The organism is Luteimonas sp. Soil_C_5 (genome assembly GCF_057656615.1).
Genome location: NZ_JBDGKA010000004.1, coordinates 356340 through 380910, shown reverse-complemented (window position 1 = coordinate 380910; position 24571 = coordinate 356340). Strand labels below are relative to the sequence as shown.

22 protein-coding genes are annotated in these 24571 nt (G+C 70.2%); 15 read left to right on the top strand and 7 right to left on the bottom strand.

What is annotated here, in order from left to right; translation table 11 throughout:
* Position 1 precedes the first annotated feature (1 nt).
* The 9 genes from ligD (at position 2) to AC3A5K_RS13485 (ending at position 10107) form a co-directional block, all read left to right on the top strand.
* On the top strand, positions 2-2623 hold the full coding sequence (gene ligD, locus AC3A5K_RS13525) for a DNA ligase D (RefSeq protein ID WP_487618061.1): 2622 nt from the start codon (positions 2-4) through the stop codon (positions 2621-2623).
* A 406-nt stretch (positions 2624-3029) separates the two neighbouring features.
* A complete protein-coding gene (locus AC3A5K_RS13520; protein ID WP_487618060.1) occupies positions 3030-3956 on the top strand; it encodes a 2OG-Fe(II) oxygenase in 927 nt (308 codons plus the stop codon).
* Between the two features lie 216 nt (positions 3957-4172).
* On the top strand, positions 4173-5318 hold the full coding sequence (locus tag AC3A5K_RS13515; protein WP_487618059.1) for a saccharopine dehydrogenase NADP-binding domain-containing protein: 1146 nt from the start codon (positions 4173-4175) through the stop codon (positions 5316-5318).
* Positions 5315-5683 (top strand): DoxX-like family protein, encoded by a 369-nt coding sequence (locus tag AC3A5K_RS13510; RefSeq protein WP_487618058.1) that lies wholly within the window; start codon positions 5315-5317, stop codon positions 5681-5683. Before AC3A5K_RS13515 ends, AC3A5K_RS13510 begins: the two co-directional genes overlap by 4 nt.
* Positions 5680-6159: a DUF2269 family protein gene (locus tag AC3A5K_RS13505; protein ID WP_487618057.1), complete on the top strand. Its 480-nt coding sequence runs from the start codon at positions 5680-5682 to the stop codon at positions 6157-6159. The genes AC3A5K_RS13510 and AC3A5K_RS13505 overlap by 4 nt, the downstream gene beginning before the upstream one ends.
* A 155-nt stretch (positions 6160-6314) precedes the next feature.
* Entirely contained in the window at positions 6315-7394 is a 1080-nt protein-coding gene (locus AC3A5K_RS13500; protein WP_487618056.1) for a two-component system sensor histidine kinase NtrB, read from the top strand.
* On the top strand, positions 7391-8818 hold the full coding sequence (gene ntrC, locus AC3A5K_RS13495) for a nitrogen regulation protein NR(I) (protein WP_487618055.1): 1428 nt from the start codon (positions 7391-7393) through the stop codon (positions 8816-8818). The genes AC3A5K_RS13500 and ntrC overlap by 4 nt, the downstream gene beginning before the upstream one ends.
* Positions 8819-8864: 46 nt before the next feature.
* Positions 8865-9425, top strand: coding sequence for a superoxide dismutase family protein (locus AC3A5K_RS13490; protein ID WP_487618054.1), 561 nt, complete (start codon positions 8865-8867; stop codon positions 9423-9425).
* Positions 9426-9477: 52 nt separating this feature from the next.
* Positions 9478-10107, top strand: a complete 630-nt coding sequence (locus tag AC3A5K_RS13485; RefSeq protein ID WP_487618053.1) for a superoxide dismutase family protein — start codon at positions 9478-9480, stop codon at positions 10105-10107.
* A 163-nt stretch (positions 10108-10270) separates the two neighbouring features.
* Here the strand turns inward: AC3A5K_RS13485 and AC3A5K_RS13480 are convergent, their stop codons facing one another.
* A complete protein-coding gene (locus AC3A5K_RS13480) occupies positions 10271-11152 on the bottom strand; it encodes a hypothetical protein (RefSeq protein ID WP_487618215.1) in 882 nt (293 codons plus the stop codon).
* A 111-nt stretch (positions 11153-11263) separates the two neighbouring features.
* On the opposite strand from AC3A5K_RS13480, the gene AC3A5K_RS13475 reads away from it, so the two are divergent.
* Complete coding sequence (locus AC3A5K_RS13475) at positions 11264-12541, top strand: acetyl-CoA C-acetyltransferase (protein WP_487618052.1); 1278 nt, start codon at positions 11264-11266, stop codon at positions 12539-12541.
* Between the two features lie 55 nt (positions 12542-12596).
* Positions 12597-13160, top strand: a complete 564-nt coding sequence (locus AC3A5K_RS13470; protein ID WP_487618051.1) for a hypothetical protein — start codon at positions 12597-12599, stop codon at positions 13158-13160.
* Between the two features lie 203 nt (positions 13161-13363).
* On the opposite strand, the gene AC3A5K_RS13465 is transcribed toward AC3A5K_RS13470, so the two are convergent.
* Positions 13364-14650 (bottom strand): heme biosynthesis HemY N-terminal domain-containing protein, encoded by a 1287-nt coding sequence (locus AC3A5K_RS13465; RefSeq protein ID WP_487618050.1) that lies wholly within the window; start codon positions 14648-14650, stop codon positions 13364-13366.
* Positions 14651-14730: 80 nt separating this feature from the next.
* Positions 14731-15510, bottom strand: coding sequence for a uroporphyrinogen-III synthase (locus AC3A5K_RS13460; protein ID WP_487618049.1), 780 nt, complete (start codon positions 15508-15510; stop codon positions 14731-14733).
* A gap of 63 nt (positions 15511-15573) precedes the next feature.
* On the opposite strand from AC3A5K_RS13460, the gene AC3A5K_RS13455 reads away from it, so the two are divergent.
* Positions 15574-16038 carry a YiiD C-terminal domain-containing protein gene (locus tag AC3A5K_RS13455; protein ID WP_487618048.1) on the top strand — a complete coding sequence of 155 codons (465 nt, stop codon included), beginning with the start codon at positions 15574-15576 and terminating at the stop codon, positions 16036-16038.
* 75 nt (positions 16039-16113) lie between these two features.
* Entirely contained in the window at positions 16114-16524 is a 411-nt protein-coding gene (locus tag AC3A5K_RS13450) for a YkgJ family cysteine cluster protein (protein ID WP_487618047.1), read from the top strand.
* Positions 16525-16526: 2 nt separating this feature from the next.
* Here the strand turns inward: AC3A5K_RS13450 and AC3A5K_RS13445 are convergent, their stop codons facing one another.
* Entirely contained in the window at positions 16527-17384 is an 858-nt protein-coding gene (locus tag AC3A5K_RS13445; RefSeq protein ID WP_487618214.1) for an alpha/beta fold hydrolase, read from the bottom strand.
* A gap of 242 nt (positions 17385-17626) precedes the next feature.
* Here AC3A5K_RS13445 and AC3A5K_RS13440 point away from each other — a divergent pair, with 242 nt between their 5' ends.
* Both AC3A5K_RS13440 and AC3A5K_RS13435 read left to right on the top strand, forming a co-directional pair.
* On the top strand, positions 17627-18211 hold the full coding sequence (locus AC3A5K_RS13440) for a biliverdin-producing heme oxygenase (RefSeq protein ID WP_487618046.1): 585 nt from the start codon (positions 17627-17629) through the stop codon (positions 18209-18211).
* Positions 18195-19913, top strand: a complete 1719-nt coding sequence (locus AC3A5K_RS13435) for a GAF domain-containing protein (protein ID WP_487618045.1) — start codon at positions 18195-18197, stop codon at positions 19911-19913. The genes AC3A5K_RS13440 and AC3A5K_RS13435 overlap by 17 nt, the downstream gene beginning before the upstream one ends.
* A 103-nt stretch (positions 19914-20016) precedes the next feature.
* On the opposite strand, the gene AC3A5K_RS13430 is transcribed toward AC3A5K_RS13435, so the two are convergent.
* From AC3A5K_RS13430 to AC3A5K_RS13420, 3 genes are all read right to left on the bottom strand, one after another.
* Positions 20017-21033: a 3-oxoacyl-ACP synthase III gene (locus tag AC3A5K_RS13430; protein WP_487618044.1), complete on the bottom strand. Its 1017-nt coding sequence runs from the start codon at positions 21031-21033 to the stop codon at positions 20017-20019.
* A gap of 169 nt (positions 21034-21202) precedes the next feature.
* Positions 21203-21514 carry a DUF4156 domain-containing protein gene (locus AC3A5K_RS13425; RefSeq protein ID WP_487618043.1) on the bottom strand — a complete coding sequence of 104 codons (312 nt, stop codon included), beginning with the start codon at positions 21512-21514 and terminating at the stop codon, positions 21203-21205.
* Positions 21515-21594: 80 nt separating this feature from the next.
* The gene (locus AC3A5K_RS13420) at positions 21595-24477 is read right to left on the bottom strand and encodes a M16 family metallopeptidase (RefSeq protein WP_487618042.1); all 2883 of its coding nucleotides are present in this window, start codon (positions 24475-24477) and stop codon (positions 21595-21597) included.
* Positions 24478-24571 lie beyond the last annotated feature (94 nt).

Here is a 24571-nt window from a genome sequence, read left to right as displayed (position 1 = left end):
GATGTCGCTGACCGAGTACCGGCGCAAGCGCAAGTTCGATGCGACGCGCGAACCGGAACCGGGCAAGCCCGCGCCACGCGGACGCCGCGCGATCTTCGTCGTGCAGCTGCACCACGCCAGCCGACGGCATTACGACTTCCGTCTGCAGGTCGGCGATGCGCTCAAGAGCTGGGCGGTGCCGAAAGGGCCGAGCTACGACCCCGACGTGAAACGCATGGCGGTCGAGGTCGAAGACCATCCACTCGACTACGCCGGGTTCGAAGGCGAGATCCCGAAGGGCCAGTACGGCGGCGGCCACGTCGCCCAGTTCGATACCGGCGTGTGGGCCGCCGATGGCGATGCCGAAGCCGGGCTGGCCAAGGGCCATCTGCGTTTCGAACTGTTCGGCCGCAAGCTCAAGGGCCGCTGGCATCTGGTGCGCTCCGGCAAGCCCGCGAAGCAGCCGCAATGGCTGCTGTTCAAGGATCGCGATGACTACGCCGGCACGCTGGAAGCCGACGACCTGCTCGCCGATGTGCCCGCGCCGCCGGCCGAGGATGCGAAGCGCGCCGGCACCGGCAAGGCGCGCAAGCGCAAAAAGGCCGAAGTCGACCTTCCGACCCGGTCCTCCCACGACTGGGCCGCCGAGGCGCGCAAGTTGCCCGGTGCGCAGCGCGGTCCGGCGCCGACCGGTGCGTTCGAACCGCAGCTCGCGAAGCTGGGCGATGCGGCGCCCGCTGGCGAGGCCTGGCTGCACGAACTCAAATGGGACGGCTACCGGCTGCTGGCCACCGTCGCGCGCGGCCAGGTGCAGCTGTGGTCGCGCAACGCGCTCGAATGGACCGGCAAGGTGCCGGAGATCACCGAGGCGGTGTCGCGGCTCGGGCTGAAATCGGCGGCGCTCGATGGCGAACTCATCGCAGGCCGTGGCAGCCGCGAGGATTTCAATCTGCTGCAGGGCACGCTGTCGGGTGAGCGCCAAGGCGCGCTGGCACTGGTGCTGTTCGACCTGCTGCACGTGGACGGCGTCGACATCAGCGAGGCCCCCTTGCTCGCACGCAAGGCGCTGCTGCAGCGCATCCTCGGCGACGCGCCGCCTGCGCATCTGGCCTTCAGCACGCACATCGAGGGCAACGCCGACACAGCGATCGAACTGGCGTCGGAATCCGGCTTCGAAGGCATCATCTCCAAGCGCAGCGATCGCGGCTATCGGCCCGGACGTGGCGACGACTGGCGCAAGACCAAGGAACTGGCCAGCGACGAATACGCGGTGGTCGGCTACACCCCGCCCAAGGGCAGCCGCAGCGGCTTCGGCGCATTGCTGCTCGCACGGCCCGATGCCGAGCACGGCTGGCGTTATGCCGGACGTGTGGGGTCGGGCTTCAGCGACGCCCTGCTCGACGAACTCACCCCGCGCATCGGCCGCGCCGGCCGCAGCGAACCCAGCGTGTACGTGCCGCCCAACGACACCGATCTGCGCGCGGCGAAATGGTTCGCGCCGCGCTTCGTCGTCGAGGTGTTCTCGCGCGGTACCGGCGGCCACGGTCTGCTGCGCCAGCCGTCGTTGAAGGCGGTGCGGCCCGACAAGTCGGTGGACGATCTGCACGACAGCGATCGCGACGGAGCGAACGATATGGCGAAGCGAGGCAAACGATCGACGAGCGCCGCGACGCCAGCGAAGAAGACTGCCAAGCGGGCCACCAAGACCGTTTCGAAAGCCGCTGCAAAGGCACCTGCACAGAAGCGTACGAAACGCGATGCAGACAGCGAACGCGTACCGCCGAGCCTGTCGAGCCCGGACAAGGTCCTGTTCCCCGGCGACACCCTGACCAAGCGCGATGTCGCCGACTACTACGCCGCGGCGATGCCATGGCTGCTGCCCGAGATCGCCGGGCGTCCGCTGTCGGTGATCCGCTGCCCCGGCGGCATCGAGGGTCCCTGTTTCTTCCAGAAGCACCACACCGCCGGCATGACCCTGGTCGAGACGGTGCGGCTCAAGGACGAGGCCGGCGCCAGCGACTATCTGGTCGCCAACGATGCCGCCGCGGTCATGGAGCTGGTGCAGTTCAACGCGCTGGAATTCCACCCCTGGGGCGCGCATGCCGATGCGCCCGACACCGCGGACCGCATCGTGTTCGATCTCGATCCGGGCGACGGGGTGAGCTGGGCGGAGATCGTCGCCGCTGCGCGCCAGGTGCGCGGGCTGCTGCAGCAGCTCGAGCTCGAATCCTTCGTGCGTACGACCGGCGGCAAGGGCCTGCACGTCGTGGTGCCCTTGGATCCGGGCAGCGACTGGGATGTGGTCAAGCCGTTCGCGCATGCGTTCGCGCAGGGCATGACCGAACTCGATCCGCTCAAGTACGTGGCGACCGCGACCAAGAAATTCCGTAAGCAGAAGATCTTCGTCGACTACCTGCGCAATGGCCGCGGTGCGACCGCCGTTGCGTCGTTCTCTCTGCGCGCACGCGCGGGCGCGCCGGTGTCGATGCCGTTGCGCTGGGAAGATCTGGGCAAGCTCAAATCCGGCGACGCCTGGACGCTGCGCAATGCACCGGCCCGGCTCAAGCGTCTCAAGGCGCATCCCTGGGGCGATTTCATGGCGCTGAAACAATCGCTTGAAGGCATTCTCGACGCGCCGGATTGAATCGCGACACGATCTTCTTCGCTACGCCATCCAGGACTTCGGTGTGCATCGTCGTAACGCTCGGCAGCAATCCAGGTGTCGGTTTCGTCTGCATCGGGCGTGCCGTCACGGCATTTCTCTTGCTGCGCGCGTCTTCGATCCGCGTACTGGCGGATGGATGCGCACATGCCGGCCGTCAGACCGCGACAAATGCCGGCGACGGGGCGAGTGCAGGACCTCATTCGCAGTGCCGTCAACCCCGATGCAGTGCAGGATGCACGTCGTGTGGCGCCATCGATGCGCAGCATTGCTGCAGGACGTCCCACGGCCGTGTGCCTGCCACCGAACGCGGGCGTCATCTGACCCGCGATGCGGCTCGCGACCTCGACGGCTACACTTCCGGACTCGTTGAACTGTTGTCTTGCCCATGCACGGATCGCCCGGCGCTTCGATCATCCATCCGCGTGTTCTGGAGACCGCCGACGCGCTCGGCGCCAGTTTCGCGTCCGCCGAACCGTTTCCGCATCTGGTCATCGACGACTTCTTCGCGCCCGGTGTCGCCGAGCGCCTGCTCGCCGAATTTCCGGGTTTCGAACAGGGCAACTTCGTCGGCGACGACGGCCAGCCCGGCGGCAAGTCGACCCTGGACAAGGTGCGTCAGCTCGGCCCGGCCTACCGCGCACTCGACGATGCGATCCAGAGCCCCGAGTTCCTGCAGGCGCTGTCGCGTCTGACCGGCATCGACGGGCTGCTCTACGACCCCTGGTATCTGGGCGGCGGCACGCACGAGAACCGCAACGGGATGAGTCTGGATCCGCATGTGGATTTCAACTTCCATCCGAGCGAGCGCTGGCATCGGCGGCTGAACCTCATCGTGTATCTCAACCCGGAGTGGGAGGCGCAGTGGGGGGGCTGTTTCGAACTGTTCCGCGACCCGCACGCCTCGCCGCGTCCCGACGTCAGCATCCCGCCGGTGTTCAACCGCTGCGCCATCTTCGAAACCTCCGAGCGGTCCTGGCACGGCTTCGACCAGATCCAGTTGCCGCCGGAACACGCGGGCCTGAGCCGCCGCTCGATCGCGCTGTACTTCTATACGAAGGACCGGCCGGCCGAAGAGATCGCCGGGCGCCACACCACGTACTACGTCAACCGGCAGTTGCCGGAGCGCTTCGTCGAAGGCCGCGCGCTCGATGCGCATGACGTCGCGGAACTGCAGGGCCTCATCGCCCAGCGCGATGCGCACATCCGCATGATGTACGCGGAGAACACCGCCCTGCGCAAGGCGCAGGATTCGGGCATCGGCGGGCACATCCTGTATCTCGCCAAGCGCGCCTACGTCCGCTTCCGCCGCTGAGCCCGGGCGGGTCGACGCCCGCGCTGCCGTCGATCCTTGCGGCATGTCGACGCGCCTCGTGGGCGGAACGTGTATCGCCCGCAAGCGCGTTCCACGCCGTGTGCGTGCGGTGTCCGGCACCCGCCCGCGCGTTGTGACGCATACCGGCGCACGCCGCGCCGGATGCCACGATGGCTGGGCGATACTGCGCGCCGCAGCAGGGACGCCGGAGCGCAGATGAAGACGCTGGTACTGGGGGGCTACGGTAATTTCGGTGCCCGTATCTGTCGGGCGCTGGCAGGCGACGCGGCCATCGAGCTGCTGGTCGCCGGCCGCGATGGCGCGCGGGCGGAGCAGTTCGCGCAGGCGCTGGGCGGCCGGGCCCGTGGCATCGCGATGGACTGCACCGCGCCCGGTTTCAGCCAGGCGCTGACGACACTCGGCGTCGAGCTGGTGATCCACACGGCCGGTCCGTTCCAGGCGCAGTCCTATGCGGTCGCAGCCGCCGCCGCAGCCGCCGGCGCGCATTACATCGATCTGTCCGACGGCCGCCGCTTCGTCTGCGATTTTCCGCAGGCGCTCGATCCCGTCTTCCGGCAGGCCGGCAGGACCGCCATCAGCGGCGCGAGCACCGTGCCGGCCCTGTCCTCGGCCGTCGTCGATCACCTGGCCGCCGGCTGGCAGGCGCTGGACGTGATCGACATCTGCATCGCACCGGCGCAGACCGCGCCGCGGGGCAGGGCGACGCTGGCGGCGGTGCTGGGCTATTGCGGCAAGCCGGTCGCGATCTGGCGCGGCGGACAGTGGACGCATTCGCCCGGCTGGGCCGCGCCCGAGCGCGTCGTGTTCAAGCGCCTGCGTCCGCGCATCGGGGCGCTGTGCGATATCCCGGACCTCGAACTGTTTCCGGCGCGCTACGGCGTGCGCGACCGGGTGATGTTCCGTGCGGCGCTCGAAGTGGCCGCCTCGCAGCACGCGTTCGCGCTGCTGGCGGCGCTGTCCGCCAGGGGGCTGCTGCCACACCCGGAACGCCTGGCCGGGCTGCTGGACCGCGTCAGCGGCGTGCTGGATCCACTGGGCACGGCACTCGGCGGCATGGTCGTGCGCATCGAAGGTCTCGATGCAGCCGGACGTCCGGCCCGGCGCGCCTGGCACATCGCGGCGGACGACGACCACGGGCCCGAGATTCCGTGCATGGCCGCCATCCTGCTGGCGCGCCGGCTCGCGAACGGCGACGCGTTGCCGGCAGGCGCAATGACCGCCGCCGGCCTGCTGACGCTGGACGCATTCGCGCCCGAGTTCGCCCGCTGGCACATGGTCACCGACATCGAGGACGAGACGCCTGCTGGCGCGGTCGTGCACCCAGCGGTGGATCGGACATGAGCCGGCGCGACGCAATGCTGCTGCGGATGGCCGTGGTGTTCGTGTGGCTGGCGACGGCGGCGGCCAGCCTGTGGGAATTCAACGGTCAGAGCCTGGCACTGCTGGCGCACGCCGGCGTCACCGACCCGCGTCTCGCTGCCGGCCTGATCGTCGCGGGCGCGGTGGCCGATCTGCTGGTCGGCATTGCCCTGCTGCTGTGGCCCGGGCGGCGCATCTACTGGATCGCCCTGCTGCTGATGCTGGCGATGACGGTCACGGCGACCGCGCTCGATCCGGCGCTCTGGCTGCACCCACTGGGGCCGCTGACCAAGAACGTGCCCATCGCCGCGGCGCTGTGGATCCTGATCAGAAGTGAGAAATCATGAACGCCTATTTCGTCGTGAAGTGGATCCACGTGCTGTCCAGCGTGGTACTGGTCGGCACCGGCTTCGGCACCGCGTTCTACCTGTTCTTCGCCAACCGCAGCGGCAGCCTGGAGGCGCAGGCGGTGGTGTCGCGCCTCGTGGTCCGCGCCGACTGGTGGTTCACCACCCCGGCGGTGCTGGTGCAGCCGGCCAGCGGTCTGGTGCTGGTGTACCTCGCCGGCTGGCCGCTGGCGACGCCGTGGCTGGCGCTGTCGATCGGTCTGTTCGTGGCCACCGGCGCGCTGTGGCTGCCGGTCGTCTGGCTGCAGCTGCGCATGGCGGCAATGGCCGCGGCGGCGCGTCGTGACGGCAGTGAACTGCCCGCGGTGTACTGGCGCTACGCCCGGCTGTGGGAAGCGCTGGGCTATCCGGCCTTCGTCGCGATGCTGGCGGTGTTCTATCTGATGGTGGCGAAGCCGCCGCTGTGGGCGGCGTAGCGCGGCGTCTGGAACACGGCGGCAGATGGACGCGTGCGCTGACTCGACCGTCGCGGTGAGACCGCCCGGCATGCGTATGCGGCCGGCGTCAGCGCGGCGACCAGAGACGGCAGACGCGCCTCCCCGAATCCACGCTGCTGCACTACATTGGTGCAATGCCGACCGCACTTTCGCCTGTTTCCCCCTTCGACGCGCTGAGCACGCCGCTGGCCTGGACCGGGGCCGATGGCCGCATCCGCGACTGCAATCTGGCGTTCGCGCGCTGGCTCGGGGTCGGGCGGCGTCGGCTGATCGACCAGCCGCTGGCGGCGCTGGAAGCCGAGGGCGAGATCCTGCGCGATGCCCTGCGTCTGCCCGGCGATGCCAGCGACGGCCCGGTGCGCGTGCGTCGGCTGGCGCTGGCCTTCCTGGGCGGTGAACCGCGGTTCGCGGATGCCTGGCTGTCGCGCGATGCCGAAGGCGGGATGCTGCTCGAAGCGCATCCGGTCGACGAGTTCCCGGGCGCCGATCCCGCGCTGGCGATGCCGCTGGCCTTGTCGGCGGCGCTGCGCGGACTGGCCCATGAGCTGCGCAACCCGCTGGCCGGTCTCAAGGGTGCGGCGCAGCTGCTGGCGCGCCGCGTCGCCGACGGCGAGCCGCGGGAACTGGTCGCGCTGGTCGATGCCGAGGTCGCGCGGTTGTCCGCACTGGTGGACCAGCTGCTGTCGCCGACCGCGCCGCAGCCGCATCGCCCGCTCAACATCCACGGCGTGCTGGAACAGGTGCTGCGCCTGGCCGAAGCCGATGCCGGCTGGGCGGTGCGCATGGTGCGCGACTACGACCCCAGCCTGCCCGAGCTGCACGGCGATGCGGACCGCCTGACCCAGGCGATCTGGAACCTGGTGCGCAATGCGATCCAGGCCGGCGCGGCGAACGTCACCCTGCGCACGCGTGCGGCAATCGGCGTACGCATCGGCGATGCGGTGCATGCGCTGGCGTTGCGATTGGAGGTCGCCGACGATGGTCGCGGCGTGCCCGAGGACATGGTCGAACAGATCTTCCTGCCGCTGGTGTCCGGTCGCGCCGACGGCAGCGGCCTCGGCCTGGCGCTGGCCCAGCAGGTCGCGCGCGAACACCGCGGCGCGCTGGTCTACCGCTCGCGCCCGGGCCACACCGTGTTCACCCTGCAGCTGCCGATTCCCGCCGACAGCGCCGCGCCTCCTGCACCCGACGCCGAGACGAGCCTGTCGCCATGACCGCACCCGCCCATCGCATCTGGGTCGTCGACGACGACCGCTCGGTCCGCTTCGTGCTGGCCACCGCGCTCAGCGAGGCCGGCTACGACGTCGCCAGTTTCGACGGGGCCCAGCCGGTGCGTGACGCACTGGCGTCGCGGCCGCCACCGGATCTGCTGTTCACCGACGTGCGCATGCCCGGCGACAGCGGGCTGCAGCTGCTCGACGCGCTCAAGCGCGAGCACCCGCAGCTGCCGGTCGTGGTGATGTCGGCCTATACCGATGTCGCCAGCACGGCCGGCGCCTTCCGCGGCGGCGCGCACGAATTCCTGTCCAAGCCCTTCGACCTCGACGACGCGGTGGCCCTGGCCGCGCGCGTGCTCGGCGATCGCGACGGCGACGCCGGTATCGACGCCGCGACGGTTCCCGCGCCCGCGGGCCAGGCCGATGCGCTGATCGGCGACACCCCGGCGATGCGCGAGCTGTTCCGCGCGATCGGCCGCCTGGCGCAGGCGCCGGTTTCGGTGCTGGTCACCGGCGAGACCGGCACCGGCAAGGAACTGGTGGCGCGCGCGCTGCACCGCGAATCGCCCCGCGCCGCGCGTCCCTTCGTCGCGCTCAATACCGCCGCGATTCCGGCCGAACTGCTGGAGAGCGAGCTGTTCGGCCACGAGGCGGGCGCGTTCACCGGTGCCTCGAAGCGCCACGTCGGCCGCTTCGAGCAGGCCCACGGCGGCACCCTGTTCCTCGACGAGATCGGCGACATGCCCGCGTCGCTGCAGACTCGGCTGCTGCGCGTGCTGGCCGAGGACGAATTCTTCCGGGTCGGTGGCCGCGAACTGATCCGGGTCGACGTGCGCGTGATCGCCGCGACCCATCAGGATCTAGAGGCGCGCGTCGCCGAAGGACGCTTCCGCGCCGATCTGCTGCATCGGCTCGACGTGGTCCGGCTGCGCCTGCCGCCGCTGCGCGACCGGCGCGAGGACGTGCCGCGTCTGGCCGAACGCTTCCTGCAGGCCGCCGCGGCCCGGCTGGACGCGCCGCCCAAGCGTCTGGGGCGCGGTGCGGCGCAGCGGCTGCTGGAGCACGACTGGCCGGGCAACGTGCGCGAGTTGCAGAACCTGTGCTGGCGGCTGGCCGCGCTGGCGCCGTCGGATCGCATCTCGGTCCAGGATCTCGATGGCCTGCTGGCGCGCAGTGGTACCAGGACGCCGGCGGACGGCGACGGGCAGGACTGGGAACAGGCACTGCGCACCTGGGCCGATACGCGCCTGCGGGCGGGCGACGTCGACCTGCACGCGCAGGCGCGCGCGCGGCTCGACCACGCCCTGCTCGAAACCGCGCTGCAGCACACCGGCGGCCGCCGCGCCGAAGCCGCCACCCGGCTCGGCGTGGGTCGCAACACCCTGACCCGCAAACTCGGCGCGCGGCGGCCGCGTGGCTGAGCGTCCTTCATCCCCGGCTGCGGCATGGCCCGCTAAGGTGCCCCGCATGTCCGTGTCCCGGTTCCGACTGTTCTGCCTCACCGGCGCGACGCTTGCGCTGGCCGCCTGCGCCAGCGCGCCGCGTCCGGCTGCCACGCCCCCTGACGCTGCCGCGCCGGCCGCGCTGCCCATCGCCACCAGCGGCAGTGCGCAGAGCGGCGTCGCCAATCTGGCGTCCGCGTCCGGCTCCCTGGTCAGCGGTCGCCTGATCCTGCAGGCGGCCGGCGACGGCGTGCGCGTGCGCGGCGAGATCGGCGGCCTGGTGCGTCACGGCACGCACAACCTGCGTCTGCATGCACGCGGCGACTGCAGCGCGGTCGATGCCACCAGCGCCGGCGCCGAGTTCGATCCGCTGCGTGGCGTGCTCGGGCGCGAGCCCGACACCGGCGAACGCGGGCGCATCGTCGCCGATGCACGGGGCGTCGCCACCATCGATCTGCTGCTGCCGGGCGCCGTCCTGGGCGGCGGCGCCGGCAACGACATCGCCGGTCGCGCCTTGCTGGTGCTGGGCGCGACGCCCGGTGCGATCGGCGCACGTGTCGCCTGCGGCCCGATCCGGATTTCCTGACTTCCATCCGCGCGGTCCGCCGCGCCTCCGTCCGATACCGAGGAGTACTTCGATGCGTTCGAATCCCACCCGTCTGCTGATTCCCGCCGCCCTGGCCCTGGCACTGGCCGCCTGCGGCGGTACCGACGATGTCTCGCCGGGCGACAACGTCGCCGCCGAAGCCGACCGCGCGGCGGAGACCGCGCCGCTCACCCCGTCGCCGACCGATCCGGCTGCGGCCGTCGACGCCGCTGCAGGCGCGGGCGCGATGCTCGAGCCGACCCAGGGCAACGAGACCCGCGGCGAGCTGCGCTTCACCGCCGTCGGCGACCGCATCGAAGTCACCGGCACCATCACCGGTCTGCCGGGCGGCACGACCCACGGCTTCCACGTCCACGAGACCGGCGACTGCAGCGCGCCCGACGCCACCAGCGCGGGCGGACACTTCAATCCGGGCAGCAACGACCATGGCCGCGTCGGCCAGGGCGAACACCACGCCGGCGACAGCGACAACATCACCGCCGCCGCCGACGGCAGCGCGACCGTGCAGGGCTGGCTGGAGGGCGCGACGCTGGGCGACGGCGCGGTGACCGACATCGTCGGCAAGGCCGTGATCGTGCACGCCGACGAAGACGACTACGCCACCCAGCCGACCGGCGATGCCGGCGACCGTCTGGCCTGCGGCGTCATCGCCGCGCGCTGACCGCCCGCCAGCGTCCCGCGCGTCGGTGCGGGGCGTGCGACATCCGGCTGCCGCCTGTCCTTGACGGGCGGCAGTCCGGTTTCAGGGGCATTGCCGCGTGCGCGGCATGACGTCGACTGGATGACGCAGGGCGCGCACGCACCGGTTCGCGTATCCGCTGCGCTCAGCGCAGCGCGGCGACCGGATCCTGGCCGGAGGCGACCTGTACGAACTCCACCGGCAGGCCGTGGGCCTGCAGCACCGCGGCGATCTGCCGCTGGCGTGCCTCGTACATCTGCAGGCCGCGCGACAGGCGATCCTCGTCCTGTTCGGACGGCGCATTGCGCGCACGCCAGTCGGCCGGAGTCAGCAGCGCCATCCGCACTTCGCCCGCGACCAGCCGCAGCAGCGGCTCCGGCGGCGCATCCAGCCAGGCCTCCGCCTCCGGTGCGAGCAGCGCGGTTTCCAGCACCTCCCACAGTGGATCGAGGCCCAGGTTGCCGTACTGCATGGCGGTCATCGCCAGCAGGTCGTGCAGCGTGAGGTAGCGCGCGTGTTCGATGCGCACGCCGAAAGCCTCCTGGGCCAGCAGCGCGGTCTCGGCCTGGGCCATGCCGAGGTCGAGCAGCACCGATTCCATCTGCGCCGCGACTGCGTCGGTGACATCGGGCGCGCCGACGAACATGTAAGGCAGCACCCGCAGGCGACCGCCGGCCAGTTGCGCATCGGCGCGGAACGGCAGCGGCACTTCGCCGCGCTCGTCGGCACCGAAGGCGATGATGCGCGGCCCGCCACCGGACTGCGGCGCCCGTGCGCGCAGTTCGTCCAGCCGCCGGTGGACCGGCCAGCCGGGACGCAGCAGTTCGGCGGGATCGAAATGCGCGGCAGCGAATACGAGGTCGAGTTCGCGCGCCCCCGGCACCAGCGCGCCGAGGTCGCGACCGAGTCGCGTGGCGAGTTCGCCGGCCGCCTGCTGGCCGAGCGCATCCTGCCCCGGCGACGCGTCGTCGCTGAGTTCGAGGGCCAGGACACCAAGCACCTGCGGCGTCGAATCGTGTTGGGAAATGTCGGGATCTGCGGTCATTGGCCGTGCACACCGGCAGCGATACACTCATTCACATTATGCCCGTCCCGTGATTGCGACGGTCTCACATTCTGTTTCCGCGAGGAATTCCCGATGCTGCAAGGTCGTCCCGTCGCCGTGCTGGGTGGCGTCCGCATACCGTTCTGCCGCCAGAACACAGCCTACGCGGACGTCGGCAACCTCGGCATGTCGGTGCGGACACTCGGCGCTCTGGTGGAGCGGTTCGGCCTGCACGGCAAGCAGCTCGGCGAAGTGGCGATGGGTGCGGTGATCAAGCATTCCAGCGACTGGAACCTCGGCCGCGAGGCCGCGCTGTCGTCCGGTCTGTCCGCACTGACGCCGGGCATCACGCTGCAGCGCGCCTGCGGCACCTCGCTCGATTCCATCATCACCATCGGCAACAAGATCGCCGCGGGCCAGATCGAGTCCGGCATCGGCGGCGGCTCGGACACCACCTCCGACGTGCCGATCGTCTATGGCCGCGCGCTGCGCCGGCGTCTGCTGGCGGCGAACGCGGCCAAGACCACGCAGGAGCGCATCGCCGCGTTCAAGGGCTTCCGCCTGCGCGAGCTCAAGCCGGATTTCCCGGGCGTGGCCGAGCCGCGTACCGGCAAGTCGATGGGCGAGCACTGCGAGGACATGGCCAAGGAATGGAACATCTCGCGCGATTCGCAGGATGAACTTGCGGTCGCTTCGCACCACAAGCTGGCCGCGGCCTACGAGCGCGGCTTCTTCGACGATCTGGTCGTGAGTTTCCGCGGCGTGGCGCGCGACAACATCCTGCGCGCGGATACCTCGCTGGCGAAGCTCGCCACGCTGAAGCCCGCGTTCGACAAGGCCTCGGGCCGTGGCACGCTGACCGCCGCCAATTCGACACCGCTGACCGATGGCGCATCGGCCTGCCTGCTGGCCAGTGACGACTGGGCCGCCGCGCACGGTCACGAAGTGCTCTGCCACATCCGCGATGTGCACGTGGCGGCGGTGGATTTCGTGCACGGCGAAGGCCTGCTGATGGCGCCGACGATCGCCGTGGCCGAAATGCTCGCGCGCAACCAGCTGACGCTGCAGGACTTCGACATCTACGAGATCCACGAGGCCTTCGCCGCGCAGGTGCTGTGCACGCTGCGCGCGTGGGAGAGCGAGGACTACTGCCGCACGCGCCTCGGCCTCGACGCGCCGATGGGCCGGATCGATCCGGCCAAACTCAATCCGCTGGGCTCGTCGCTGGCCACCGGTCATCCGTTCGCAGCGACCGGTGCCCGCGTGGTCGCGACCGCGGCCAAGCAGCTCAAGGAACGCGGCGGTGGCCGCGCGCTGGTCTCGATCTGCACCGCCGGCGGCATGGGCGTCGTGGCGATTCTCGAACGCTGACGTTTTCCGCGCGCGTTGTGAGGCGCTGCGCTTTCCGATTCCAAGGATGTCCACGATGCACACCCGACTGATCGCACCTGCGCTCGGCGCTGCCTGCGCCGCCCTGCTGTTTGCCGGTTGCGGCAAGACCGAAGAACAGGAGGTGGCCGCCACCGGCCCCCAGGTGATCGCCGCGCCCTTGCCGCCCGAGGCCTTGCCGGGCTGTGACCGGATCGCGGCCGCGCTTGGCGACCTGATCGCGGGCCTCGAGGTGGTGGATCCCGCAGGCTCGCGTCAGACCGCGCCGGAATCGCATGGCCTGAGCTGCGCCTGGCGCGCGGCGGACGGCGGTGCGGCATTGGGCGCGATCGTCATCGTCGACGCGCAGCCGCTGACCGAAGACGAGATGCGCCGCGCCGGTCTTTATGTCGACGATGCCCGGGCTGCGGCGATCGGCGGATTCATCGCGTTCCCTGACGGACAGCTCGATGGCGCGGCAATCCTCGGCCCCGTGGGGCCGCAGGTCATCGTCGGCCCGGTCACGGTGACCCTGGCTGCCAATGCGACCGGCGAAGTCGCCGACGTCACGCTCGACCAGGCAGTGGATGGCGCGGTGGCCGTGCACCGCCTGATGCGCTGAGGCAGCTGGCGCGCTGCCCGGCACGGCACTGTATCGATCTGGCGCGCTGCGCGATCGCACGACGACAGATCCGATATCCGCTGCGCGTATGCGTGGAATGCGTCGTGCGCCGAGAACCGCGCTAGCCTGAAGACGCCGCCGGACACACGTCCGGCCCATCTGCACTCGCCACGCGCGATACCGCGCGCGGCAAATGCCATCCATCAGATGCGCGGCGGCAGATCGCGGTCATCGATCCGGTCGTCGACCAGCGGCGGCACTGCATGCGGATCCCGCGGCGTGTCGACGATGGGATCGATCGTGGTCGTCTGGTTCGAGGGCAGGGCAACGATCGGCTCGTTGCGTGCCGCGCGCAGGGCATTGGCGTAGCAGAGCCGCGCATTGGCCTCTTCGCCCACGGCCGCGTAACCATCGCCGAGCTGCACCCAGGCGTCCCGGCCCGCGCCCTGATCGATCGCGCGCTGCAGATAGCCACGCGCCTGCGGCCATTCCTGCTGCGAATGGTGCAGCCGGGCCAAGCCCAGCATCGCGCCGGAGCTCGACGGATGCGTCTGCAGCCAGCGTTCGAGGCGGCTGCGGCGATGCGCCGGATCGCCCACGTCGAGGCTGGAATAGCGCGAGGCCAGCTGTTCGTCCCAGCGCGCGTCGAGCGCGGTTTCCAGGCTGCGCAGCGCGGCGTCGTGCCAGCCCAGCGCGACCGCACGGTCGACATAAGCCAGCACCACCGGCGTTTCGGTTTTCAGTGTCTTGGGCAGCGCATCCCAGCGTTCGGCCAGCACGTTGCCGTCCGCGGCCTCGCGCAGCGCCGCAGCCGCCCAGCGCACTTCGCGTGCGGCCAGCTGGGCGTCGGGCAGGGCGTGCTGCTGGCGCAGCGCGCCCAGCAGACCGTAGGCCTCGGCTGCATGGCCGGTCATCGCCCAGGCATCGGCGCGCAGCGCGAGACCGCGCGGCGGCAGCGGTTGTGCCGACGGCGCTTCGAGCGCGGCCAGGGCGTCGATCGGACGCTCATCGAGCAGCGCGATCTCGGCCAGCGCAATCGCGCGGGTCGCCGGATGGCGCTCGCCGAAACGGTCGAGATGGGCGCGTGCTGCGCTGCTGTCGCCGCGGCCGATCGCGGCCTGCGCGGCGGCCAGGCGACCGGCGGATTCGTAGTAGGGGGTTTCGTCCGCCGACTGCTGCAGCAGCTTTTCGGCCTTCGTGTAATGGCCCTGGTGCAGGGCTTCCAGGCCTTCGCCCAGACGGCTCTGCGCCCGCGTCTCGCGGTAGCGGCCCCAGCTGCGGAACGGCAGCAGGATCAGCGTGACCACCAGCCAGAAGACCACCATGGCGCCCAGCGCCATCGCGATCGCATTGACCACGGTGGTGGTGTGATCGACGCCGCCGTGGCGGACCAGGACATAGCCCGGATCGTCTCCGAGCAGGAACTGCGCGGCCAGCGCGCCGACGAGAGCAATGACGATCCAGACCAGCAGCGCGCGGAGCAGGGACATGGCGGTTCCATGAAAGGGTCGAGCGAAGCGCCCACCCTGCAGACCGTGTCGTGACGGATGCGTCGCGGATCCACCTCCATTCAGGAAGCGGAATGCCCGGCGTCGGCGGCCGCCAGCAGGCTGCCCGGACGGGCGTCCCGGGCGATGCGGATATCCCGGAATCCATGGACGCGGGCCCGTTCGGCCAGGCGTGCGCTGGCGGCCATCACCCGGGCGTCGCGCAGCCGATCCACGGCGGCAGGCGGCAGCTGGGCCAGGATCGTGTCCAGCGCCTCGCCACTGCTCAACGGCAACAGCCAGGGCGCCGGCAACGCCATCAGGGCGGCGATGCGTACCGGCGCGGGCGACACCGGCTGCCGCGCGTAGATGTCGGCGCGGATGACCCGTGCACCGGCTGCGGTCAATGCCGGCGCGAGCACGCCGCGGCCGCCGGGCGCGGTGACGAGACCGATGCGCATGCCGCGCACATTGGCCAAGGCGGGCAGGGCCAGCAGCCCTTCGCTGTCCATCCGTGCAGGCGATTGCACGTCGACAATGCCGGCAGCACGCAGCGCACGGGCAGTCACGGTGCCAACCGCCAGCCAGCGCTGCGGGTGGCGGGCAGGCACGAGTGTCTGCAGCGCACAGGCGGCGCGTACCGCCGGCGGACTGGTGAACAGCACGATGTCGGCCGCCAGCGCCTCGCGCAGCGTGGCCCGGACAGCGGCGTCGTCATGGAAGACCAGACGCCACGGCGGCAGCGCGAACGTGCGCGCACCCAGTCTCGCGGCGGCCCGGCGCAGTCCGCCGTGGGCGCCGGCCGGTCGCAGCGAGATGACGTAATATCCCGCCAGAAGCGAGGAAGCCGGCGCGGGATACATGCGCGCAGCTTGGTGGCTGCCGGGAGTCGGCGCAAGCCGCAACGCCCACTCCACAGGACCGGCATGACCCAAGATCCCCTGCACGCCCTCGAGGCGCATTACCGTTCGATGCCGCCCGTCGTCGCGATGCAGGTCCGCATCGCCGGTTTCGATGGCGCCAGCCTGCGTCTGCAGGCGCCGTTGGCCACCCACGTCAACGACAAGGGCACCGCGTTCGGCGGCAGCCTGACATCGCTGATGACGCTGGCCGCCTGGGGCCTGACCACGCTGCAGGTGGAAGCGGCCGGCCTCGATGCCGAGGTCTACGTCGCGGATTCGGACGTGCGCTACCGCGCGCCGCTGCGCGCCGATCTGGAAGCCGAGGCGACGATCGCCACGGGCGACTGGCAGGCCTTTCTGCGCACGCTGCGCCAGCGCGGCCGCGCCCGGGTGTCGCTGACCGCGCGGGTCGCGCTGCCCGAGGGCGGCGTGGCGACCGAGATGCAGGCCCGCTACGTCGCGATCCTGCGCCCGCCCGCGGCCGCCTGATCCCCGCGCGGCGGCACTTGCGCGCGGCGCGCGCGCTGCCACACTGCGCGCCGCCCCCAACCGCTGCCGACGCCCATGTCGCATCCCTGCCTCACCTGTGGTGCGTGCTGTGCGTTCTTCCGGGTCAGCTTCCATTGGAGCGAGACCGAGCCCGCGCTGGGCGGGCAGGTGCCGGCCGAACTGACCGAACCGCTGCGCACGCACGAGCGCGCGATGCGCGGCACGTCGCAGGCCAGTCCCCGGTGCGTGGCGCTGGAAGCCGAGATCGGCCGTCATTCGCGCTGTTCGATCCACCCGGTCCGTCCGTCCACCTGCGCCGCCGTGCCGGCATCGCTGGAAGACGGCGTGCGCAGCCTGCAGTGCGACCGGGCGCGCGCCGGACACGGGCTGGCTGAACTGACGGCCGAGGACTGGCGCTGGCGCGAGTTGCCGGTGCCGGGCGTGCCGCCGCACCCGCGGGTGGCGACAGCGGCGACCCTCGCCTGAGGTCAGGCCGCGGGCGCGTCCAGCGGGTGGCGGTCCAGGAAGTCGCGGATCTTCGGTACCAGCACCGTGTGGGTGTCTTCCAGCACGTAGTGACCGGCGTCGTCGAAGGCGTGGACTTCGGCCTGCGGCAGGGCCTTGCGGAAGCCTTCGAGGAAGTGATGGTCGAACACGAAGTCCTGCAGGCCCCAGCCGATGAACGCCGGGCGGTCCGCATACTCGGGCAGGCGCTCGCCGGCGGCTTCCAGCAACGGCCACGCGCGGTCCTTGGGGCCGAGCGGAATGTCCTGCATGAAGCGCACCGTGCTGATCCGGTGCGCCCAGCTGTCGTAAGGCGCGACATAGGCGCGGCGCACTTCCGGCGACATCGGACGCGAGACACCGAAGCGCGATGCGCCCCCGGAGAACGCGTTGAAGCCGCGGATGATCCATTCGCCGACCGTGTAATCGCGGCCGAGCGCGATCTGCCAGGGCATCGGCTTGGCGGCCGGCATCGGGAATGCCGCCGTATTGGTGATCACCAGGCGCTTGACCTGCGGCATGTGTTCCAGCGCCCAGCCGAAGCCGATCATGCCGCCCCAGTCGTGCACCGCGAGGGTCAGCGGGCCGTCGATACCGAGGTGGGCCAGCAGCGTCTGCAGGTCTTCCACCCGCGATGCCAGCGTGTAGTCGTAGCCCGGCGTCGCGCGCGGGCCGTCGTCGGGCTTGTCGGATAGGCCCATGCCGATGTGGTCCGGCACGATGCAGCGGTAGCGGTCGCGCAGGCCCAGCACGAGGTGGCGCCAGTAGTAGCTCCACGACGGATTGCCGTGCAGCATGACGACGATCTCGCCGTCGCGCGGACCCTCGTCGAGGTAGTGCATCGCGACGCCCGGTCGCACGTCGAAGTGTTGGCCGCTGAAGGCGTAGTCAGGTAGCTGCACTGTCGATGAAGTCCACGAACGCGATGAATGCGCGCCATTGTAGGCCAGATGGATTCCGTTCCCGGGCGTATATCGGCGCAATGACGACCGCTGGTCGGCGGTCAAGCCCTTATGTGCGGATGTGAACATTGCGATTCAGAAAGGCCCGGTATCCTGATTCGATGAATACGAATGCCCGCTCCATGCCGGGCAGCAGTTCCGGCGATGCACGCCAGCAGCTGCGGACGCGGACGTCCGCCAGTCATGCCCGGCTCGATGCCCATTTCCCCGAGGGTCTGACGACCCCCGAGGCGTATGCCCGCTATCTCGCCGGCATGCACCGCTTCGCCACCGACTACGAAGTGGCGGTCGGTCTGCTGCCGCGTTACTCGTTCTGGCTGGCCGGCGATCTCCAGCATTGCGGCGTAACGCCGTTACCGCCGTCGGGCATCTTCAGCCCGGTCGGCGATGCGGTCGAGCGGCTCGGCTGGGACTATGTGATGGCCGGCAGCAGCATAGGCGCGCGATATCTCGTCCGTCAGGCACAGGCGCTGGGTCACCGGGACGAGGCGGGCGCGAGCTTCCTGACGCGCCATGCCGCGAGCGACGACTGGACACGCGTGCTGGACCGGCTTGCCGCGTTCTCGCCTGTCGAGGAGGACGTGCTTATCCGGATGGAGCGTGGTGCCCGCGAGGCGTTCGCGTTCGCCGATCGTTGTTTCGAACGTGGCTTCGCGGCCACTCCTGTAGCCCCCGACCAGGAGCCCCTGCATGAATCCAGCCCTTGAACGCGCCCTGCAGGAGTGCGCGAACGAACCGATCCACCTCTCCGGTGCGATCCAGCCGCACGGCTATCTGATCAGCTGCCAGTTGCCCGACTGGACGATCCGCCATGTCTCGGCGAATGTCGAAGCCTTGATCGGCGCCGCGCCGGACGAAATGCTGCGGCATTCGCTGCGCGAGTTCCTGACCGACGATCTGATCCAGTCCATCGCCGAGACGATCGGCTTCGGCGAGCCGGGCGCGCCGCCGCAACGTGCGGCCGTCGGCAACGTCGGCCCGATGGCGCACCTGTGCGACATCAGCGTGCACGTGGCCGAGGGCCTGGTACACATCGAGATCGAACCGCAGCCGCGCAGCGCCGCCGAGCGTTCGCCGACCGTGGTCGCGCAGACGATGATCGCGCGTGTCGCCGCGAGCGAGGACATCGACGATTTCAACCAGCGCGTCGCCGAGCAGGTCCGCCTGCTGACCGGCTACGACCGGGTCATGGTCTACCGCTTCCGTCATGACGACGCCGGTCAGGTGGTGGCCGAGTCCCGCGATTCCGCGCTCACCTCCTACCTGGGCCTGCGTTACCCGGCCTCCGACATCCCGATCCAGGCGCGCACGCTGTATCTGCGCAACCGCATCCGGGTGATTCCGGACGCGCGTTACGTCCCCGTGCCGATCCTGCCCGATCGCGACGCGCGCGGTGCGCCGCTGGATCTGGCGCAGATGTCGTTGCGCAGCGTGTCGCCGGTGCATCTGGAATACCTGGCGAACATGGGCGTGATCGCGTCGATGTCGATCTCCATCGTGGCCGGCGGCCGCCTGTGGGGCCTGATCGCCTGTCACCACCGCACGCCGCGCAAGGTCGCGCCGGGTGTGCGCGCGGCTGCCGACCTGTTCGGCCTGTTCGTCTCGATGCGGGTCGCCTCGCGCGAGCAGCAGCATTCGATCACGCTGGAGGACGGCGCGCGCAGCGTGCGCGATGCGCTGGCGCTGCGGCTCGACAATGCCAGCGAACCCCGCCTGGCGCTGGCCGGTGAACTCGACCTGCTGCGCCGCGCGGTCGACTGCGACGGCGTGGGTCTGCTGCAGGGCGGCCATTGGCACAGCGCCGGCCGCACGCCCGATCCTGCGCGCGCGCCTGCGCTGCTGGACTGGCTGCGCCGTAGCAATACCGGCACCGGCGCGGTGTCCACCGAGCGTGCCGAGGACTGGACCGACGATCTCGGCCAGGCCGATGGCCTGGCCGGCGTGCTCGCCTTGCCGCTGGACCTCGGACGGGACGAGTGGCTGTTCTTCTTCCGCCGCGAAGAGGTCGACGACGTGCGCTGGGCCGGTCGCCCCGACGAACCCTTCCTGATGGCCGAGGACGGCACCAAGATCGGGCCGCGCGCCAGTTTCGCGGCGTGGCACGAGACCGTGCGGGGCACCGGCGTGCCGTGGTCGGATGCCGATCTGCGCGTGGCCGGACGTCTGCACATGATGCTGCGCGAGCGTTACCGCCGCAGCACCAGCCACAGCGAGATCGGCGACCTGCGTGCACGACGCGTGCGCCTGGACGTGCGCGACCAGCGTGCGCGTCTGCTGCAGCTGTCGGAACTGCTCGAAGGGCTGGTGCATGTCAGTCCGCAGGATGCGGCCCAGTTGTCGGACCGCATCAACACGCTGGAAAACGACCTGCAGAGCCTGATCGGGCCGGCCCGGATGGCGAACGACTGAGCTGCCGGCGGCCCGGTTCACCGGGCCCGATACGCACGAGGCGCGCTTCCTTGCGGGAGCGCGCCTCGTCGTTTGCGGCGTCAGCAGACCGTGCGGGGCGGGTTTACCACTCCACCTCGGCCATCGTGCAGTTCAGGCCCGAACCGATGCCCAGCAGCGCGATGCGGTCGCCCTTCTTCAGGCGCCCCAGTTCCTTGAGCTTGCTCAACACGATCGGCACCGAGGCCGGGCCGATGTTGCCGTGCTCGCCGAAGATCGTGTGGACCTTGGCCGGATCGATGCCGAAGGACTGGATGAAGGCGCCGGTGTGCACCTTGCTGACCTGGTGGATCACGAACTGGTCCAGTTCGTCGACCACCCAGCCCATCGCCTCGCGCGCGGCGACGAAGGTCTTCTGCGCGAGCTTCATGCCTTCCATCAGCAGCATGCGGGTATCGGTGACCATGCGGTCGAGGTTGCCGCGGCACAGGGTGTTCCACTCGGTCGCCGAGCGCGTGACGCCGCCCTTGTAGCGCGGCGCGTCGGGCAGCAGGTCGGCGCGTGCGAGCACCATCGCCGCCGAGCCGCAGCCCAGGGTCAGCGTGGCCAGTTCGTTGCGGAAATCCTCTTCCGTCGTTTCCGGGCGCAGCAGACGCTCGATGGTCTTCTCGTAGGCGAGGTTCGCGGTTTCGCCGTCGACGATCATCGCGTAGTCGATCTCGCCCAGCTCGATCATGCGGCTGGCGACATCCATACCGTTGACGAACGCGAGGCAGGCATTCGCCAGATCGTAGTTCTGGCAGGTGTCCGGAATCCCGAGGTTGCCGCCGACGATGCTGGCGGTGGACGGCTCGAGGTAATCGCGGCTCACCGAGGTGTTGACCAGCAGGCCCAGCTTGCCGACTTCGATGCCGGCGTCTTCCAGCGCCTTGCGGCCGGCCATCGTGGCGGCGTCCGAGGCCTGGACCTCGTCGTCCCACAGGCGACGGGCGTGGATGCCGGCGATGTCCTTGAGCACGTCGGTCTTGATGCCGAGGCGGTCGATGGTGGGCTTCAGCCTTGCATTGATGTCGTCGCTGGTCACACGGTTCGGCGCATCGACATGGGCGAGGCCGGCGATGGCGACGTTCTTGAAGAGCATGGGCTGGGCGCCGGATCTGGCAAAGGGAGCCGCATAGGGTACCCGCTTCGGCGGGGCGACGCATGACGCGGAGCCGGACGGACGCGCTCCAGCGCCCGCGATGGACCGCGAGTCAGGGCGTGGACAGGGCTGGGCGGCGCGCGCCGGTCATGCCGGCGCGCGGGCTCACTCAGCGGTTGCAGCGCCAGGCGGCGAAGCGCTGGCTGCCGCCGGCGGGCTCGCCCAGCGGGTTGATCGTGTCGGCAGCCAGGCCGGGGGCCTCGTTGCGGGCCAGGGTTTCCAGTTCCTCACGCACGCGCAGCTGGTTGCGTTCGACGAACGCAATGCTGTGCTTGACCGCGACCTCGACCTCGCCGCGCTTCTCGCAGCCCGTGGGGGCGGCACTGGTCACGCGGACGGCACTCGCGCCGGGCGCCATGTGCACCCAGGTGCAGCCGGTGACGGACAGGGACAGCAGCAACACCAGCAGGGCAGGACGCATGGACAACTCCGGAACGGGGATGGCGCGACGCCCATTGTGGCGGGCATCGCGGAGATGGAACAGAACGCGGGCTTACTTCCTCAGCGGCCGACCGGCTGGCCTTCCGCATCGAGCACCTGCACTTCGCCCAGGTCGAGCGCGCGGATCGGCGCCTCGATCTGCTTGAGATCGCCGACGACGATCCAGGTCAGCGCCTTGGGATCGATCGTCGTCGCCACGCCGCTGAGATCGGCCACCGTCATCGACTCGATCTCGGCCTTGCGCTGGAATACGTAGTCGTCCGGACGGCCGAAGCGCACGTTGCCGCCGATCGTCGACATCACCGACCACGCGGTCTCGTAGGCACCGGGCAGACTCAGCGTGTTGATCGCCTGGGCACGTGCGAGTTCGGCGGCGGTCGCCGGACGGTCGCCATCGGCGAAGTCGGTCAGCTCACGCTGGATCTCGGCCATCGCCTCTGCAGTCTTGTCGATCTGCACCGGCGCCGACGCCATCCACGGACGCTGGCCCAGCGTGCCGCTGGCCGAGCTGCGCGCGCCGTAGGACCAGTGCTTGTCCTCACGCAGGTTCATGTTCAGACGCGCGGTGAAATCGCCGCCGATCACGGTGTTGGCCATGTCGAAACGGGTCGACGACGCATCGTTGGTCGGCGGAATCACCTGCGCGGCGAAGATGTTCGCCTGCACCGCGCCGGGCTGGTCGATCAGGAACACGCGCGGGGCGGTCGGACGTGCGACCTCGGCGACTTCGATGGCCGCAGGTGCCGGGCCGGTGCCACGCCAGTCGCCGAAATGCGTCTCCAGCATCGGCACGATCTCGTCCAGCGTGGTATCGCCGACCACGATCAGCGTCGCGCCTTCCGGACGCACCCAGTCGCGGTGGAACGCGACCAGCTCGTCGCGCGTGAGCCTGGCGATCGCGTCTTCGGTGCCGCTGCCGGTGAACGGAATCGCATAAGGATGACCGGCGCCGTAGACCAGCGGCGGCAACACGCGCATCGCCACGCTCGACGGGCGCGCTTTCTCCTGCGCGATGCCGGCGATCCACGTCGCCTTGATGCGGTCGATTTCCTTCTGGTCGAAGTTCGGGCGACGCAGCATGTCGGCGAACAGCGCCAGCGACGGATCGAGGTTTTCCTTCAGCGCCGAGACGTAGGCATTGCTGCCGTCGAGCGACGCGCCCGCACCGAGGCTCGCACCCAGCGCTTCGACGCGGTCGGCGAAGTCGAGCGCGCCCAGACCGCCGGCGCCTTCGTCGAGCACGTTCATCGTGAAGCTCGCGGTGCCCGGCGTGCGGCCCAAGTCGGCGGTGTAGCCACCCTTGAACTCGTAGCTCAGCTGCACGACCGGAATCTCCGGACGACGCGCCAGGATCACCTGCGTGCCGTTGGACAGCGTCGCGCGCTCCTGCGCCGGGAACTTGAGTTCCGGGAACGACGCGGTCTTCGGCACGCCGGTGCTGCGGTCAACGGTGCCGCGCGTGGTCGTGTACCTGGCATCCGGCGCCGGCGGGGTGAACGGTGCCGGCGTGACCGCGGGCTCCTCGACCAGCGGCGTGCGTGCGCCCGGCACGACGGTGATGGTGTGGCTGCCGACATCGAGCCACTTCGCACCGGCCGCCTTGACGTCCTCGGCGGTGGTCGCCGCGACGTTTGCCAGCGAGTCGCGGAAGCAGCCCGGATCACCCTCGTAGACGGTGCATTCGGCCAGTGCGTCGGCCTTGCCGCCGAAGCCGCCGATGCGCTCGATGCCGCGCACGAAGCCGGCGCGGAACGAGGTCTTGGCGCGTTCGAGCTCTTCGGCGCTCGGGCCTTCGGTGATCAGGCGCTCGAGTTCCTCGTCGATCGCCGCCTCGACGGTCGCCGGATCCACGCCCTGCTTCACGGTCGCCATCACGACGAAGTTCGAGCCCAGCTGCGAGCCGTAAGCGCCGGCGCTGATGTTGTCGACCAGACGGTCGTCGTGCAGCAGGCGACGGTCGAGACGCGAGGCCTTGGCGCCGCCGAGCACGCTGCCCAGCACCTGCAGATGATCGATCTCGGTGGTGCCCAGTTCGGCGACGTTCCACGCGCGGTAGATGCGCACCTGCGGCACCTGGTCTTCCATCGTCTCGCGGGTGTCGGCGCTGCGCTTGGCCACGTCGACGGCGGGCTGCGCCATCGTCGGGCCGGCCGGAATGTCGCCGAAGTACTGCGCGACCTTGGCCCGCGCGGTGGCCACGTCGATGTCGCCGGCCAGCACCAGCACCGCGTTGTTCGGGCCGTACCAAGTGCGGAACCACTGCTTGACGTCGTCGAGCGCGGCCGCGTTGAGGTCGTTCATCGAGCCGATGACGCCGTGGTGATACGGGTGGCCCTTGGGATACAGCGCGCGGGTCAGCTTGTCCCAGACCTGGCCGTAGGGCTGGTTCTCGCCCTGGCGCTTCTCGTTCTGCACCACGCCGCGCTGCTCGTCGAGCGCCGCCTGGTCGACCGCGCCGAGCAGATGGCCCATGCGGTCGGATTCCATCCACAGCGCCATGTCGAGCGCGGTGGTCGGCACGTTCTGGAAGTAGTTCGTGCGGTCGGTGTTGGTGGTGCCGTTCTGGTCGGTTACGCCGACCTGCTTGAAGGGGTCGAAGAACTCGCCGTCGTGATGTTCGCTGGCCTGGAACATCAGATGCTCGAACAGGTGCGCGAAGCCGCTGCGGCCGGCGGGTTCGTCCTTGCTGCCCACGTGGTACCAGATGTTGACCGCGACGATCGGCGCCTTGCGGTCGGTGTGCACCACCACGCGCAGGCCGTTGGGCAGGGTGAACGTCTCGTACGGAATGTCGACGCCGGCCTGCGCCGCGGCCGCGGTCGGGGCCTGCGCGAATGCCGAAGGTGCGAATGCCGCCCCGGCGAGCGCCAGACCGGTCGCGAGTGCGAGCAGGGTGGCGCGCGGCACGGGGAACGAAGTGGGGCGGACAGCGGAAACGGACATGCGGGGCCTTCGGGGGAGGGGCGTGCGAGATCGCCATCCTAGCCAGCACCGTGGGCGTCGGCACGGGCCGCAGGTCATGGACGACGGCTGCGTG